Source organism: Halobaculum sp. EA56, assembly GCF_051195075.1.
In the GTDB taxonomy this organism is placed as follows: domain Archaea; phylum Halobacteriota; class Halobacteria; order Halobacteriales; family Haloferacaceae; genus Halobaculum.
In genome coordinates this window covers 372,896-388,007 of the sequence record NZ_JBNTJX010000005.1, presented here as the reverse complement: position 1 = coordinate 388,007, position 15,112 = coordinate 372,896, and the positions used below count along the sequence as shown (strand labels likewise).

General features: G+C 67.2%; 12 protein-coding genes. 5 read left to right on the top strand and 7 right to left on the bottom strand.

Translation table 11 applies throughout. The annotated features are described in order from the left end of the window. Nucleotides 1-272 precede the first annotated feature (272 nt). From ACQUQ1_RS11610 to ACQUQ1_RS11595, 4 genes are read left to right on the top strand one after another with little or no spacing between them, the layout of a single operon-like run. Nucleotides 273-509 (top strand): hypothetical protein, encoded by a 237-nt coding sequence (locus ACQUQ1_RS11610; protein WP_435064461.1) that lies wholly within the window; start codon nt 273-275, stop codon nt 507-509. Nucleotides 510-537: 28 nt separating this feature from the next. After that, entirely contained in the window at nt 538-888 is a 351-nt protein-coding gene (locus ACQUQ1_RS11605; RefSeq protein ID WP_435064460.1) for a hypothetical protein, read from the top strand. Then, nucleotides 885-1,646: a hypothetical protein gene (locus ACQUQ1_RS11600; protein WP_435064459.1), complete on the top strand. Its 762-nt coding sequence runs from the start codon at nt 885-887 to the stop codon at nt 1,644-1,646. The genes ACQUQ1_RS11605 and ACQUQ1_RS11600 overlap by 4 nt, the downstream gene beginning before the upstream one ends. Beyond that, on the top strand, nt 1,567-2,388 hold the full coding sequence (locus ACQUQ1_RS11595; protein ID WP_435064458.1) for a ThiF family adenylyltransferase: 822 nt from the start codon (nt 1,567-1,569) through the stop codon (nt 2,386-2,388). Before ACQUQ1_RS11600 ends, ACQUQ1_RS11595 begins: the two co-directional genes overlap by 80 nt. Nucleotides 2,389-2,450: 62 nt before the next feature. On the opposite strand, the gene ACQUQ1_RS11590 is transcribed toward ACQUQ1_RS11595, so the two are convergent. Genes ACQUQ1_RS11590 through ACQUQ1_RS11580 form a run of 3 tightly spaced genes read right to left on the bottom strand, consistent with a single transcriptional unit; the run spans nt 2,451 to nt 7,058 of the window. After that, the gene (locus tag ACQUQ1_RS11590) at nt 2,451-3,092 is read right to left on the bottom strand and encodes an isochorismatase family protein (protein WP_435064457.1); all 642 of its coding nucleotides are present in this window, start codon (nt 3,090-3,092) and stop codon (nt 2,451-2,453) included. 43 nt (nt 3,093-3,135) lie between these two features. Beyond that, entirely contained in the window at nt 3,136-4,998 is a 1,863-nt protein-coding gene (locus ACQUQ1_RS11585) for a hydantoinase B/oxoprolinase family protein (RefSeq protein ID WP_435064456.1), read from the bottom strand. After that, entirely contained in the window at nt 4,995-7,058 is a 2,064-nt protein-coding gene (locus ACQUQ1_RS11580; protein ID WP_435064455.1) for a hydantoinase/oxoprolinase family protein, read from the bottom strand. The genes ACQUQ1_RS11585 and ACQUQ1_RS11580 overlap by 4 nt, the downstream gene beginning before the upstream one ends. 216 nt (nt 7,059-7,274) lie before the next feature. Between ACQUQ1_RS11580 and ACQUQ1_RS11575 the strand changes: the two genes are divergently transcribed. Continuing rightward, the gene (locus ACQUQ1_RS11575) at nt 7,275-8,801 is read left to right on the top strand and encodes an amidase (protein ID WP_435064454.1); all 1,527 of its coding nucleotides are present in this window, start codon (nt 7,275-7,277) and stop codon (nt 8,799-8,801) included. 903 nt (nt 8,802-9,704) lie between these two features. Here ACQUQ1_RS11575 and ACQUQ1_RS11570 read toward each other — a convergent pair. The 4 genes from ACQUQ1_RS11570 to ACQUQ1_RS11555 form a co-directional block, all read right to left on the bottom strand. Next, nucleotides 9,705-9,989, bottom strand: coding sequence for a hypothetical protein (locus ACQUQ1_RS11570; protein ID WP_435064453.1), 285 nt, complete (start codon nt 9,987-9,989; stop codon nt 9,705-9,707). A 1,097-nt stretch (nt 9,990-11,086) separates the two neighbouring features. Then, nucleotides 11,087-13,249, bottom strand: coding sequence for a dipeptide ABC transporter ATP-binding protein (locus ACQUQ1_RS11565; RefSeq protein WP_435064452.1), 2,163 nt, complete (start codon nt 13,247-13,249; stop codon nt 11,087-11,089). After that, nucleotides 13,246-14,148, bottom strand: a complete 903-nt coding sequence (locus ACQUQ1_RS11560) for an ABC transporter permease (RefSeq protein ID WP_435064451.1) — start codon at nt 14,146-14,148, stop codon at nt 13,246-13,248. Before ACQUQ1_RS11560 ends, ACQUQ1_RS11565 begins: the two co-directional genes overlap by 4 nt. Further along, entirely contained in the window at nt 14,148-15,101 is a 954-nt protein-coding gene (locus ACQUQ1_RS11555; RefSeq protein ID WP_435064450.1) for an ABC transporter permease, read from the bottom strand. The genes ACQUQ1_RS11560 and ACQUQ1_RS11555 overlap by 1 nt, the downstream gene beginning before the upstream one ends. Nucleotides 15,102-15,112: the final 11 nt, after the last annotated feature.

Below are 15,112 nucleotides of genomic sequence, written 5' to 3'. Positions count from 1 at the left end.
ATAACAATAGTACGGAGGATTTTGAGGAGTTGTTGGACTCTGTCGAAACCAACGATGACCGAGAGTTAGCGGACCAGCTACGCGGGTTCTACTGAGGACCCTTCGGGACCCCTTTCCAATCCGTTGTTGTCGTATTTCAGGTCGAGAGAATCGAGTTGCCAACCCGTCGATTCGATCCAGTTTTGATATTCTAAATATATAAACTACTGTATCAGCTATTGCTTGCTCGATATATCAACAATCGACCCCGGTAAAGAGAGAAGTGCCGCACCATGGCAGAAGAGAAGATCATCACCGTGACGGTAGCAGGGAGCGGCCGGAGCTTCGAGGTTCCGGTCTCTCCCGGGGACCAGCCCGACGACGTCCTCTGGGAGGTCGTCGAGAACGAGGACGAGTACTCGCTCCGACGCGGTGACGGGGACGTGATCGACCCCGACACCGATGTCCACGAGGAGATCGACGAGGGTGAGGTCACCTACGCGGCGACCCAGCCCGTCGTCGGAGCGTAACACTCACCGACTACGTTTATCAGCCACAATGACCGAAAAAGAACTCGCAGATCCAGGTGACCAGCCGTTCTATTTCCAGCAGCACGGCTGGAATCGCCTGCAGTTGAAAGACGTCAACGGTGAGTTTTGGTTCCGAAAGCTCACCGAGAACGGGCTCACACTCCAGGTGTTCATCGAGTTAACCCCCGGCGGCCGCCGGAAGTTCTACGTCGAGGACCCCCCCGACGAGTTCCGGGCGGCGGCCCACGATGGCCGGTGTCTCACCAGCCGCGGCGTGGCCGACGGTGAGAACATCTTTCGAGTGCACTTCAAGAAGCGACCGGAGTCCATCGCGGACGGTGTGTGGTCGCTTCGCGAGATGCTGCGAGGTAACGCATGAGTGACGACAGGACCGAGATCACCGTCGAGACGGCCGAAGAACTCCTGGGTGAGACTGACCCAGCCGAAAGTAGCGATGTCGCCATCGACCGGGATGGTGAACTCGGGGTCCGACTCGCTCGAGAGCAGTACGAAAACGCCCTGTCCGATCTCCGATCCGCGTGGACGGACGCCGATCTCGGTCGAGGGCAGAAGGCGTTACAACGGCTCCACGGCTGGCGAGCGGTCCTGAACGAGCTCACCAGCAGTGGCGGGTCACCGACCGTGCATATCGATTCGCTCGTACTGGCTGACTGCTATCAGACGCTGTTTGTCGACCCGGATGTCGAATCCATCGTCTATCTGACCGGGATGGATATCTCGGAGACGGACGCGACGGTGAACCGTCGGATTCCGATGGACCACGACGTCCAATCGGCGGTCAAAGCGTCGGGCGATCCGGACGGGTCCTTCAGTACGCTCCGAGAGCTCGACCGTTCGGATCACCGCCTCCTCGCGCATTGTCATAACCACCCTGGGAGGAACGATCGGTGTCCGATCCCGTCTGACGATGACCGCACCTACCAGGCCCAGCTCGAAGGGGGCGGATACGAGGCTATCGGACTGATCATGACCGTCGATGGCTACATGCGCGTGTTCATGAACGACCTCGAAATCGACGTCCAGATCCACGGCAACCATGTCAAACAACTCGACGAACGGAAGTACTTCCTTGAAGAACCGGCTCGAAACGCAAGCACCCGAATCAACGACGCCTGAGCGGGTCACCGCGACGGAGGTCACCCACCAGGACGTCGCCGTCACCGACCGCCAGGAGCGCATCGCAGGATTCGATCAGTCGGTGATCGACGATGCGTCCATTCTTGTTGTCGGGGCTGGCGGTATTGGTGGCGAGATCGCAGAGGGACTCGTCAGGAAAGGGGTCGGTGAACTCACGATCTGTGACGAGGACATCGTCGACGCCAGCAATCTCAATCGGCAGAAGTTCCACGTCGACGATATCGATGCCAACAAGGCAACGTCGTTGGTGCAGAACCTCGCAGATCACGGGACGACTGGAACGACGATGGTCGGGATTCCGCAGCACTTCCAGGATGCGATCGCCACAGGGACGGAATTCGATCCCGACCTCGTCATCTGCGCTCCCGATAATGACGCCGCACGGGTGGCTGTCGCAGACCAGTTCCACGGGTCCGTTCCGGTCGTGTTCACCGGCCTGGATTCGGAGGCGAACGGTGGGTACGTGTTCGTGCAGTCGACCGAGGCCCCCTGCTTCCGGTGTTACCGTCCCGGGGCGAATGCAGGCGGAGCCTGTCCGGCTGCTCCGGCTGTCGTCGATCCCACAAAGGTGGTGTCCGGGATCGCGCTGTATGCCGCCGACACGGTGCTGATGGATCGCTACCGAGAGTGGGATGCGTTCGAGTTCTACCTCTCGGGCGTCTTACCGACTACTGCCGTCGAGGTGCCACAACGAGCAGACTGCCCCGATTGCGGTGGCTGACCTGCCTCGGCTACTCGTGGACGAACGAGTAGCCGTCGTCGTACTGCGCGTGGCTCCACCGGTCAGTCATCCGTCGCCTCGGGCAGCGCGGCGAGGACCGCGTCGACGTCGACCACGTCGCCGTACTTCTGGTCGATGTCGAAGAGGTTGGCGCGATGGGGCCCGTCGGCGCGGTCGCCGACGGCGTCGGCCGGGACGACGGTCCGATACCCGTGCTGAAGGCTGTCGACGGCCGTCGCGCGGACGCAGCCGCTGGTCGTCACGCCCGCGATCACCAGCGTGTCCGCCCCGTCGGTGGTCAACTCGGTCCCGAGATCGGTGCCGAAGAACGCGCTCGCGTACTTCTTCAGGATCACGCGCTCGTCGTCGGCGGGCGCGATCCGGTCGTCGACGGCGACCGCGTCGGTCCCGAGTTCGAGCTCCCGGAGCGCGGGCACCTTCTCGATGAAGCGACCGGCGTCGCCGTACGACTCCTCGTACGCGACGGTGGTGAAGTATCGCGGGAGGTCGCGGTCGCGAAACGCCGCGAGGAGCCGGCCCGTCGCCTCGACCACGTCGGCGAAGTCGGCGCCCAGGTCCGTCTCCGGGTCCGTGAAGGCGTTGATGAGGTCGATCACCACGAGCGCGGGGCGGTCGCCGGTCCCGACCTCCGCGCCGAACTCGTGGTCGGCGTAGAACGCCTCCGTCTCGTCGATCCAGTCCATAGGTCGGAGTGTGTTCGGGAGCTGATAAACCGTGGCGGGGGAGTCAGTCGCCGCGCTCGAAGTCGCGGCGCTCCGCGGCGATCCGCCCGGCGAGTTCCTCCTCCTCGGGGAGCGGACCGTAGTCGAACTCCGTGAGGTCGTCGCGCTCCTCGCGGATCGCCGCCCGGCGGTCGTCGGTGGCGTCCCCGTCGACGGTCCCGTCGGTCGCGAGGACCACGCCGTAGTCCTCGCGCGCGGCGTCCGCGGAGACGAGTCCACGGCGGACCTCCTGTGCGACGAGGTCCGGATCGCGCTCGAGCGGGTCCCCCAGCCCGCCGCCGCCGGCCGTCCGGAACACGAGCCTGTCGCCCGCCTCGACGGGGACGTTCTCGACCTTAGAGGGGAGCTCCTCCTCGGTGCCGTCGGCGCGGATCAGTCGCTTCTCGCTGGTACGGGCGTGGTCGCCGCCCTCGACGCCCCACGGGTACGTGTGGGCGCGGTCGTCCTGGAAGGTGATCGCGCCGTCCTCCTCGAAGGTGTACACCTTCGTGATCCCGTGGCCGCCGCGGTGGCGTCCGGCGCCCCCGGTGTCGGTACGGGTGCTGTACTCCTCGATGGTGAGCGGGTAGTACGCCTCCTGATACTCCGCGGGGACGGTCCGGAACAGCGGCCACCACGAGTGGCCGTCGAGTCCGTCGCCGCCCGGCCGGGCGGGGATGCCGCCGTAGAGGATCTCCAGCATCTGGAAGTCGTTGCCCTCCGAGTCGGTGCCGGCGTACACCAGGTTCGGGGAGGTGCCGTAGCTGCCGGCGACGGAGAAGCCGTCGATGAGCTTCGAGAAGGTCGCCTGCAGCACGTCGAACTGCCGCGCCATCATCGGCAGCCGGTTCCCCAGGGCGGCCGGGAACTCCGGCTGAACGACCGACCCCTCGGGCAGCGTCACCTCGAAGAGGTCGTAGTACCCGTCGTTGAACGTCAGCAACGGGTCGAACGCCATGATGAGGAACACCCCGGTGAACATCTTGAACATCTTCTCGTTCAGCAGGAAGTTCACCGTCCCCGGGACCTGGTCGTCGGTGCCGGTCCAGTCGAGGTGGACCGTGTCGCCCTCGCGACGGATCTCGAGGTGGAGCTTGATCGGACCGTTGCCGAGCCCGTCGTCGTCGACGTAGTCCTCGAAGGTGTACGTCTCCCCCTCGGGAACGAACTCCCGGATGAGGTCGATCATGCCGTCGCGTGTCCGGTCGAGGATGGCGTCACACGCCTCCAGGTACGTCCCCTTGCCGAACCGGTCACACAGTTCCGTAACGCGGTCCTCGGCGGCCTTGGTCCCGGCCGCGAGTGCCTTGATGTCCGCCTCCGCGTGGTCGGGCAGCCGCGTGTTGTGCGCGAACGTCGCGAGCAGTTCCTCGTCGAACTCCCCGCGCTTGTACAGTTTGACCGGCGGCAGGCGGATCCCCTCCTCGAAGACGGTGCGAGCCTGCACGGGCATGCTCCCCGGCGTCTTGCCGCCGACGTCCATGAGGTTCCCCCACTGGCTCCCGAACCCGACGAGGTCGCCCTCGTAGAAGATCGGGCGCAGGAGGAGCATGTCGGGCGTGTGCGAGACGGCGCCCGCACAGGTGTACGGGTCGTTGGTGGCGATCACGTCGCCGTCCTCGAGGTCGTCCCAGTCGAACGGCGAGTTGTCGATGATCGTGTCGATGGCGGAGCCGAACTGCCCCATGACCATCCGGCCGTGGCGGTCGGCGATCAGGGGGAACTGGTCGGACTGTTCCCGGATGACGGGGCTGATCGCCGTCGTCTCCACCACGCGGTCCATCTCCTCGCGGGTGTTCGCCAGCGTGCTCTCGATGATGTCCAGCGTCGTCGCGTCGACCGCGTGGTCGCCGACGAAGTCGGGCGTCTCTGTCGTCCGTTGGCTCATGCGGAATCACCTCTCGTGATCTCGATGTTCGCGTAGCGGTCGATGGTCGCCGTGTGGTCCGGCTGGACGACCACCGTCGAGTCGTCCTCCACGACGATCGCCGGGCCGGCGATCTCGTTGCCCGGATCCAGGTGCGACCGGTCGTACACTGGGGTGTCGTGGTAGCGCCCGTCGAAGTACACCTCGTCCGTCCCGATCTCCGCGGCGCTCGGATCGACGGCGCCTTTCTCGTACTCCTCGATCGTGACGCCCTCGAGCGTTCCCCTCCCGATGACCCGGAGGTTCGCGATCTCCAGCGGCGCCTCCAGCGAGAAGCCGAACCGGCGGTCGTGGCGCGCCTCGAAGTCGCCCTTGATCTCGGTGATCCCGGTCTCGGTACGCAGGTTCGTCACGTCGACGGGAATGGACATCTGGATGTCCTGACGGAAGTAGCGACAGTCCGCGACGTACTCGAAGGCGTGATCCTCGTCGTCGACCCCCTCCGACCGAAGCCACTCGGCCGCCTCCCCGCGGAGCGACTGGAACTCCCGGTACACGTCGTCCCCGTCGACGTCGCGATCCGTCTCCAGGTAGGTCTCGGAGAACTCGTTTTGGACGTCCGAGGTGAGGAAGCCGAACGCCGACATCACGCCCGGACCCGGGGGGACGACGAGCGGGTAGGCGCCCATCACGTCCGCCAGCGCGTTCGCGTGCATCGGGCCCGCGCCGCCGAACGCCACCAGCCCGAAGTCGCGTGGGTCGTACCCTCGCTCGACGGAGACGACCCGCAGCGCGCCGTGCATGTTCTCGTTCACCAGGTCGAGGATCGCCTGCGCGGCCTCCTCGACGGAGGAGCCGCGCTCGTCGGCGACCGCGGCGACGGCGTCGTGGGCGGCCGCACGGTCGAGCTCCATCTTCCCGCCGAGCTGCACCGTCGGGGGGATCCGCCCGAGGACGACGTTCGCGTCCGTGACCGTCGCTTCCTCGCCGCCCTGCCCGTAGCAGGCCGGGCCGGGATCGGCGCCGGCGCTGCGCGGACCGACCTGGAGCGACCCCGACAGCTGGACGCGAGCGATGGAGCCGCCGCCGGCGCCCACCGTGTTCACGTCCACGGACCGGGACTTGAACTCGCGGTAGCCGACCTTCGTCTGTCGGGTCGTCTCGGGCGTGCCGTCCTCGACGAGCGAGACGTCCGTCGAGGTGCCGCCCATGTCCAACGTCAGCACGTCCGGGACGCCCTTCGTGCGGGCGATCGTCGCCGCGCCGACCACGCCCCCGCTGGGTCCCGACAAGGCCAGTTCCACCGGGCGCGCCTTCGCGGCCGCCGAGCTCATCAGGCCGCCGTCCGAGCGGACGACGTTCATCGTCGCCGTCGACCCCGCCTCCGCGAGCGAGTCGTCGAGGTCGTCGAGGTAGTCGATGACCTGCGGGCGGGCGTAGTCGTTGATGACGGTGGTCAGCGTGCGCTCGTACTCGCCGTACTCCGGGACGATATCCGCCGAGATCGACACCGGGAGCCCCGGTGCTTCCTCCCTCACGATCTCGCGGATCCGCTCCTCGTGAACGGGGTTGAGATACGAGTTCAGCAACGCGACCGTCAGCGCCTCGACCCCCGACGCTTCGAGGTCGCGGACCGCCTCGCGAACGGCGGCCTCGTCGAGCGGTTCGACGATCGAGCCGTCGGGCGAGTCGACGCGTCCGGGAACGCTCCGCGTGTCGACGAGGTCCGCCAGCGGGTCCGGCTTGTCCATGTCCATCCACCCGTACAGCGGCCCCGGGGTCCACGCCCGGGCGAGGTGGAGGACGTCCTCGTGGCCGGGCGAGGTGATGAGGCCCACCCGCGACCCCGTCTCCTCGAGCAACATGTTGGTCACGACCGTCGTCCCGTGAAACAGGAGTTCCAGCTCCGAGACGGACGTGCCCGCCTTCCCGGTCGCCTCCTCGATACCGGCGAGCACGCCCTCGGAGGGCGCGTCCGGGGTCGACAACACCTTGTCGATGGTGAGTTCGTGGGTGTCCTCGTCGAACACGATCACGTCGGTGAAGGTCCCACCGACGTCCACACCGAGGTTGTATGTCATGTGAAACCGTATCGCACGTTGCTACCGAGCGTCGCCTAAACGTTCTCCCGACGAGTGTTGGGCGTATTTATACGGTCGACGGCCAGCCCGTCGGTTTCGACGCCGCCCGCGGATCCGATACGAGGGGGACGAGCGACGCCCACGACCCCGCCGAGCTAGCCGGGTGTTGTCAATACACATAGTTATTTGCGAACACGTGTTGTTCGACGAACCGGCATGTCCGAGTCGCCGCCGAACGTCCGCCGCCCGACCGAGGACGAGATCCGCGAACTGGCCGCTCACCACCACATGTCGCTGTCCGACGACGAGGTCGCCGACTTCGCGGCGATCATCGACGGGCTGTTCGAGGGGTACGAGCGCATCGACGAGCTGGCCGAGCCGACGCCGGACGTGACGTACCACACCCGTGACCCCGGCTACGAGCCGGACGCCGACGAGGACCCGCTGAACGCGTTCGTCCGCCGGTGCGAGGTCCGCGGCGCCGACGACGGCCCCCTCTCCGACTACGAGGTCGGGCTGAAGGACTCCGTGTCGCTGGCGGGCGTCGAGATGACCCTCGGGTCGAAACTGTTCGACGGGTACGTCCCCTCGACGGACGCGACGATCGTCACCCGGCTGCTCGACGCCGGCGCGACGATCACCGGGAAGCTCAACATGGAAGACATGGCGCTCTCCGGGAGCGGCGAGCTCTCGGCGACCGGGCCGGTCCGCAACCCCGTCGACGACGACTACCTCGCGGGCGGCTCCTCCAGCGGGAGCGCCGCGGCCGTCGGCGCCGGCGACGTCGACGTGGCTATCGGCGGCGACCAGGGCGGTTCGATCCGTATCCCGGCCGCCTGGAGCGGCATCGTCGGCCACAAACCCACCCACAGTCTCGTCCCGTACACGGGCGTCGCCGGCCTCGGTCGGTCCTTCGACCACGTCGGGCCCATGTGCGCGACCGTCGAGGACTGCGCGCTGCTGCTGGACGTCCTCGCGGGCGCCGACGGCCTCGACCCCCGCCAGGGCGAGGTGCCGACGCACCACTACAGCGACGCGCTCGGGATCGATCCCGACGAGGTCACCGTCGGCCTCCTGCGGGAGGGGTTCGGCCACGACCAGAGCGAGCCCGGGGTCGACGAAACCGTCCGCGACGCGCTCGACGCCTTCGAGGCGGCGGGCGCGGAGGTCACCGAGGTGTCGGTCCCGATGCACCTCGACGGCCTCCCGATCTGGAACGCGATCGGCCTGGAGGAGATCACGGCGACCGTCGAGGCCGAGTGCGTCGGTCACTACGGCAAGGGGTTCTACGACACGCAGTTCGCGGACGCCTTCGGTCGCGCCCGACGGGCGCAGGCCGACGACTACCTCACGACGATGAAGCTCACGCTGATCGCCGGGCAGTACCTCGCCGACGAGTACCGCGGCCACTACTACGCGAAGGGACAGAACCTCGCCCGGAAGCTCGCCGCCGCCTACGACGGGGCGCTGGAGGACGTCGACGTGTTGGCGATGCCGACGACCCCCCAGACCGCCCACGAGGTCGACACGGACGTCTCCCGCGTCGAGGCGATCGACCGGGCCCTGAACATGCTCCCGAACACGGCGCCGTTCGACAACACTGGCCACCCCGCGATCAGCGTCCCCGCGGGGTACTCCGACGGCCTCCCGGTCGGGGCGATGTTCGTCGGCGACAGCTTCGACGACGCGACGGTCCTCGCGAGCGCCCACGCCTTCGAACGACACGTCGACCCCGATCGCTGACGGGCCGGCGAGGAAACGGAGGGAGCGACGTCGGTACATCGACCTTCCGTCGGCCCGGACGACGATGCGGGGCCCGTAGGCGACCACGACGTACGTATCGGCCTGAATCTCCGGCTTCCGAGGGGGAGGCCGCTCCGCCCGCTGTGTGTCTTTCCCACCGGGAGCATCTCCGCGGAACTCCGGTCGGGGACCGGCCACAATTAACGAGTTTGTCGACCGAGCGGTCGACCGACGTCGGGCCGTAATCGAGAAGCTAGACCGAGGAGTTGCTGTGCCGCCCGTCGTGGTCGGCGAACGGGTACTGACCGGACCTGTTGTTGTGACGGTTACCGTTGCGGATGTCCCCCGCGGGGCGTCCGGAATCGCGTGGCGGCACGCGTGTGACTGCTAGCGGGCCGCCCCGGCGACGGAGTGACTCGAACGCGGCACGTTGCACATCTGGGCCCGGTGCGTCCGTTCGGCTCCACCGAGGGCGGCGACCCGCCCGAAACCACTTTGGCTTAGTGCATTAAGCAAAAGTGGTACGCTGGTGCGACCGATCCGCCCGCTGGGGGACTGTACCGCCGAGATATCGGCCGTACGCGGCTGCTGTCGAATATATAAATCGTATATAGCTATATCAAAAGGTTCGAGGCGGAAGCCAGAGTTTCGGAGTTTGGGATCTGATGCGTGGCTTATTTTCACGCATACTGCGGATGGACGGGCTTGCGTCCGGTGATTAGTAAACAGCCACGCAGTATATTACTCAGAAAAGTTTTCTTGCTGATATAAAATGAGAACCGCATGATAGCTCCCTTTTCACACTATATTCGGACGAACAGAAGGCACGCATCAAAGCCATCCTCCGAGGTTGTGGAAGCCGTCGCGATCCGAGCGTCGGGGCGCTACCGAAGGGCGCGGGGCCTACCGGGACGCCTCGAGGGCGTCCGAGGGCGGTTGCGCCGCTTCGGTAGGTTCGGAGGCGGCCCGCGCTTCGTCCCGGGCGGCCGTGGCGGCTTTCTCGCCCGCCGCGTCGGCGCCCCCGACCCGGCCGGCCTCGCTGATGGCCGGCGGTTCGATCTCGACGTGGACGTGGTCGTCGTGACCGGAGAGGTCGGTGCAGAGCCCGGCGTCGACCAGGTCGGGGTCGTTGAAGAACACGCGCTCGACGAGGGGTTGGGCGGCGACGGCCTCGAGCATCTCCCGCATGCTCCGCCGGTCGTAGTCGTCCGACCAGTGGGTGGTGTCGCCGGGCGCGGTCCCGTCGGTGCGTGGGAGACGGAGGTCACAGGAGAGGCCGGTCTCGTGGCCGCGGTGGTCAGGCGTGTCGCCGGAAGCCGGCCGAACACGGCGCGATGTGTCCGGAAATATTATCCAGCAACATCATAGTAACAAACAACCATCTTCGGAGATCAGTCGCGTCGGACGACGGTATGGTACCACGATCGATCAGGCGTGTCAGTTCCGCAAGAAAGACGGCAGGTGTATCGACGGACGACAGATAGGACGGGCATACGGAGCCTTCAACGCCGGTAAGCCCGACGATCTCGGGAGGGCGGTCGATGGAGCGCCTCGGTCCGGCTCGTCGGGGTCGTCGGCCTCGCGACGGTCGGCCCGCGGACTGCCTCGGGATTCCTGCCGACGACACTGGCAGCGACCCGCGAGAACTGCCCCGAACTACCGATTTTCCACACTATCAATCCGTTCTATATATCTATCTGCGTATTGTTTCACCTCCGCGTTTAGTCCAGGTGTGAACGGGAATATCCAACGTATGGGCAGGTAGGATCTGACTCCGGGAAGGGAGAGCCGGCTTACGTCGCTGTCGCCCGCTCCGCGATCCGTCGGACCGCGACCGGTAGGGTCCGTCCTCCGGTCCGTTCTGACGCGTATTACCTGTCCGCCTCACTCGCCGGTGCCACGGGTCCCCCGAGTTCCTTTGCTCCGCCGAAAGGCGGAGTTTCGCGGTGGACGTGGTCGTTCTCGCCGACGGACCCGTCTCCCCGGTCCGTCGCCGCCCGGCCGGCCGTCGAGGTTTCCGTCCCCGTCGATCGGAACCGCGGAGAAGTATCGATAATATGGAACGATATCGAACGAACCGTATCTCGAACAGTTTTCGAGGCGGCGGGTCGGACGTCCTCGTTGGCCGGGGGAGTTCGCGACACGGCCCCCGGTCCGTGCTCGCACGTACGACGGCGAGGGATCCCGGAGTTCGGGTACGGATCCACGGCCGACGAACAGGCTCCCGAGAGCGGGACCGACCGTCGGGACCCTCGGGTGACCCGGGTCCGACGGTCTGCGTGGGGTCAGTCCGAGTTCGGTTCCCGGACCTCGGCCCCGGGCGCGCCGATGAACGACTCGCGCTCGCTCATCTCCTCGACCGAGAGGTGACACGAGATCCGGTGGCCGCCGCCGACGTCCGCGAGTTCGGGCACGTCCGTCTCGCAGACGTCGCCGATCTTCTTCGGGCAGCGCGTCCGGAACGGACAGCCCGAGGGCGGGTCGATCGGCGAGGGGACGCTCCCTTCGAGGAGGATGCGGTCCGGCCGCCGCCGCGGGTCCGCCTCGGGAACGGCCGACAGCAGGCTCTCGGTGTAGGGGTGGAACGGCGCCGAGAACACCTGATCGACCGACCCGAACTCGGCGATCTTGCCGAGGTACATCACGGCCACGCGGTCGCAACTGTGACGGACGACGCCGATGTTGTGCGAGATGAACAGGTACGCGAGCCCCCGCTCCGCCTGGATGTCGTTCAGGAGGTTGAGGATCTGCGCCTGCACGCTCACGTCCAGCGCCGAGACGGGCTCGTCGCAGACGATGAGCTTCGGCTCGACCGCCAGGGCGTGCGCGATGGCGACGCGCTGCTGTTGCCCCCCGGAGAACTCGTGGGGGTACTTCGAGGCGGCCTCCGCGGAGAGGCCGACCCGTTCGAGCAGTTCGCACACGCGACGACGCTTCTCCTCGCCGGTGGCGATGTCGTGTTTCTCCATCGCCCGGCCGACGATCCGGCCGACGGTCTTGCGCGGGTTCAGCGAGCTCCCCGGGTCCTGGAAGATCATCTGCATCTCCCGCCGGAGGCTCCGGACGTCGGTGTCGTCGAGGTCGTGCAGCGGCTGCCCGTCGAAGTACACCTCCCCCGCGGTCGGCTCGATCAGCCGGAGGGCGGTGCGGGCGACCGTCGACTTCCCGCAGCCGGACTCGCCGACCAGGCCGACGGTCTCGCCGGGGTAGATGTCGAAGTCGATGCCGTCGACGGCCTTCACCGAACGACGCTCCAGTTTCGGGAGACCGCCGTCCCCGCGCGTCACCGAGACGTTGCCGAGGATCCCGTCGCCCGCGGGGAAGTGCTTCTTCAGGCCGCGGACCTCGAACAGCGGCTCCCCGCTCCGGTCGACCGTGCCGCGTCCGCCCGACCGGTCGGGCCTGGCGCGCTCGGAGAGGTCGAGCGAGTCGGCGTGGATGCAGGCCGCACGCGTCGCCGAGTCGCCGACCCCGTCGAGGGCCGGGTCGCCGCCAGTCCGGCACTCCTCGGTGGCGTGCGGACAGCGCGGGGCGAAGTTGCAGCCTGACGGGAGGTCCGCGAGGTCGGGCATCGACCCGTCGAGGGTGGGCAGCTCGTCGTAGCCGGCGTCCACCTCGGGGATGGAGTCGATCAGCGCCCGCGTGTACGGGTGCCGCGGCCGGTCGAAGAGGTCGGTCAGCGGCGCCGTCTCCACGAGGTTCCCGGCGTACATCACGCCGACGTGGTCGCACGTCTGCGCGACGACGCCGAGGTTGTGGGTGATCATCAGCACGGCGGTTCCCTCCCGCTCCTGCATGTCGTTCAGGAGTTCGAGGATCTTCGCCTGGGTCGTCACGTCGAGCGCGGTCGTCGGCTCGTCGGCGATGATGAGGTCGGGCTCACAGGAGAAGCCGATGGCGACGAGCACGCGCTGGCGCATCCCGCCGGAGAACTCGTGGGGGTAGTCGTCGACGCGCTCGGCCGCGTCCGGGATACCCACGTCGTCCATCGCCTCGATCGCCCGGCGCCGCGCCTCACCCTTCGAGGCGCCCTGATGCCGACGGATCGTCTCGGCGATCTGCTCGCCGACGGTCATCACGGGGTTGAGCGAGGACATCGGGTCCTGCGGGATCATCGCGATCCGGTTGCCGCGCACGTCGCGCATCTCCGGCTCCGTGTACGAGAGGAGGTCCTCGCCGTCGAACAGCACTTCCCCGCCGGTGATCTCGCCCGGCGAGTCGATGAGCCGCATGAGCGAGCGCGCCGTCACCGACTTGCCCGCGCCGGACTCGCCGACCAGTCCCATCGTCTCGCCGTGGTCGAGCGTGAACGACACCCCGTCGGCGGCGACGACCTCGCCGTCCTCCGTCCGGAACACCGTGCGGAGGTCCCGGACGTCGAGCAGCGGCGCGTCGGCTCCCGCCGTCGGGTCCGTCCGCGCCGTCCCCTCGGGCGCGTCGGCGCTCATTCTATCGCCTCCACCTTCGGGTCGAGCACGTCGCGGAGCCCGTCCCCGAGCATGTTGAACCCGACGACGGCGATGCCGATAGCAAGCGCCGGGAACAGCAGCATCCACGGCGCCGTCTCCATGAAGCCCCGGCCCGTGTTGATCATGAGCCCCCACGAGGGCCGCGGGGGCTGGGCCCCGAGCCCGAGGAACGAGAGGCTCGCCTCCGCCAGGATCGCGAACGAGACGTTCAGCGACCCCTGGACCAGCATCGGCGCGGTGCAGTTCGGGAACACCTCGCTGAAGACGATCCGGGAGCTGCTCTCGCCGCGTGCGACGGCGGCCTCGACGTACGACTCGTTGCGCTCGGCCAGCGCCGCGCTCCGGGAGACGCGGGCGATGTAGGGCGTGTACACGAACGCGAGCGCGATGATGACGTTGCTCAACTCCGGACCCAGCACGACGAGCAGAGTCAGCGCCAGCAACACCGGCGGGAACGCCATGGCGGCGTCCATCACCCGCATCAGCAGCTCGTCGGTGAGTCCGCCGGCGTAGCCCGCGACGACGCCGAGCACCGACCCGACCAGCAGCGCGACGGAGATGGCCCCGAAGCCGACGTACAGGGAGATGCGGCTCCCCATGACGACCCGGCTGAAGATGTCGCGCCCGAGGTCGTCGGTGCCGAACGGGTGCGCCATCGACGGCGCCTGCGTCCGGTCGGGGATGTTCGTCTCCGCCACCGGGTACGGCGCGATGACCGGCGCGAAGACCGCGACGAGCACGAGCGTGACCACGATGCTCAGCCCGACCATCGCCTTCGTGTTGCCGCGGAACTTCCGCGCGAAGCGGGCGATCCGCTCGCGCTGGGCGTCGTCGAGGCCGAACCGGCCGGTCGATCGATCGCTCTGTTCGGTCGCCATCACTCCTCACCCCCGTACCGGATACGCGGGTCGAAGTAGGCGTACAGCAGGTCGGCGGCGAAGTTCGAGAACATGTATATCAGTGCGACGACGATGATGCACCCCTGGATGAGGGGGATGTCCCGGCTCTGGATCGCGGTCAGCGTCAGCCGGCCGATGCCGGGCCAGAAGAACACCTCCTCGAGGACGACGACCCCGCCGAAGGCGTAGCTGAACTGGAACGCGATCACCGTGATCACCGGGATGACCGCGTTCTTGAGCGCGTGCCGCAACACGACGACGCGCTGGCTCATCCCCTTCGCCCGCGCGAGGTTGATGTACTCCTCGCCGAGCACCTCGATCATGGACGAGCGCGTCATGCGCATGATGTACGCGGTGAGCGCGAACCCCATCGCGCCCGCCGGCAACACCAGGTGCGTGAGCGTGCCGATCGGGTCCTCGCTCGGCGGGACGTACCCCCCGGTGGGGAAGAAGTTGAACAGCACCGCGAACAGCAGGATAAACACCAGCCCCCACAGGAAGATGGGCATGGATATTCCGACGAACGCGAACATCGACGCCGAGACGTCGGGCGCCTCGTTCCGGTTGACCGCGGCGTACACCCCCAGCGGGATGGACAGTATCACCGCGACGACCGTGGCCGACACCGCGAGCAGCAGCGACCGCGGCAGGCGCTCGGCGACCAGCGCCGAGACCGGCTCGCCGAAGCGGAGCGACTGCCCCATGTCTCCCTGCAACAGCCCGACGACCCAGTCGAGGTACTGGACGTACAGCGGGCGGTTCAGGCCGAGCTGCGTCTGTAGCGCCTCCAGCGATTCCTCCGTGGCGTTCGGTCCGAGGATGAGCAGCGCCACGTCCCCCGGGAGCACGTTCGTCACGGCGAACGCGATCAGGGTGACGAAGAACAGCGTCACCGCCATGAACCCCATCCGGCGCAGTACGTAGTTGTACATCGATGAGCGTA

Bases quoted from the DNA above. Each gene is read 5' to 3' on its own strand.
- ACQUQ1_RS11610 (WP_435064461.1), top strand. From the start codon at position 273: ATGGCAGAAGAGAAGATCATCACCGTGACGGTAGCAGGGAGCGGCCGG.
- ACQUQ1_RS11605 (WP_435064460.1), top strand. From the start codon at position 538: ATGACCGAAAAAGAACTCGCAGATCCAGGTGACCAGCCGTTCTATTTC.
- ACQUQ1_RS11600 (WP_435064459.1), top strand. From the start codon at position 885: ATGAGTGACGACAGGACCGAGATCACCGTCGAGACGGCCGAAGAACTC.
- ACQUQ1_RS11595 (WP_435064458.1), top strand. From the start codon at position 1,567: ATGTCAAACAACTCGACGAACGGAAGTACTTCCTTGAAGAACCGGCTC.
- ACQUQ1_RS11590 (WP_435064457.1), bottom strand. From the start codon at position 3,092: ATGGACTGGATCGACGAGACGGAGGCGTTCTACGCCGACCACGAGTTC.
- ACQUQ1_RS11585 (WP_435064456.1), bottom strand. From the start codon at position 4,998: ATGAGCCAACGGACGACAGAGACGCCCGACTTCGTCGGCGACCACGCG.
- ACQUQ1_RS11580 (WP_435064455.1), bottom strand. From the start codon at position 7,058: ATGACATACAACCTCGGTGTGGACGTCGGTGGGACCTTCACCGACGTG.
- ACQUQ1_RS11575 (WP_435064454.1), top strand. From the start codon at position 7,275: ATGTCCGAGTCGCCGCCGAACGTCCGCCGCCCGACCGAGGACGAGATC.
- ACQUQ1_RS11570 (WP_435064453.1), bottom strand. From the start codon at position 9,989: ATGCGGGAGATGCTCGAGGCCGTCGCCGCCCAACCCCTCGTCGAGCGC.
- ACQUQ1_RS11565 (WP_435064452.1), bottom strand. From the start codon at position 13,249: ATGAGCGCCGACGCGCCCGAGGGGACGGCGCGGACGGACCCGACGGCG.
- ACQUQ1_RS11560 (WP_435064451.1), bottom strand. From the start codon at position 14,148: ATGGCGACCGAACAGAGCGATCGATCGACCGGCCGGTTCGGCCTCGAC.
- ACQUQ1_RS11555 (WP_435064450.1), bottom strand. From the start codon at position 15,101: ATGTACAACTACGTACTGCGCCGGATGGGGTTCATGGCGGTGACGCTG.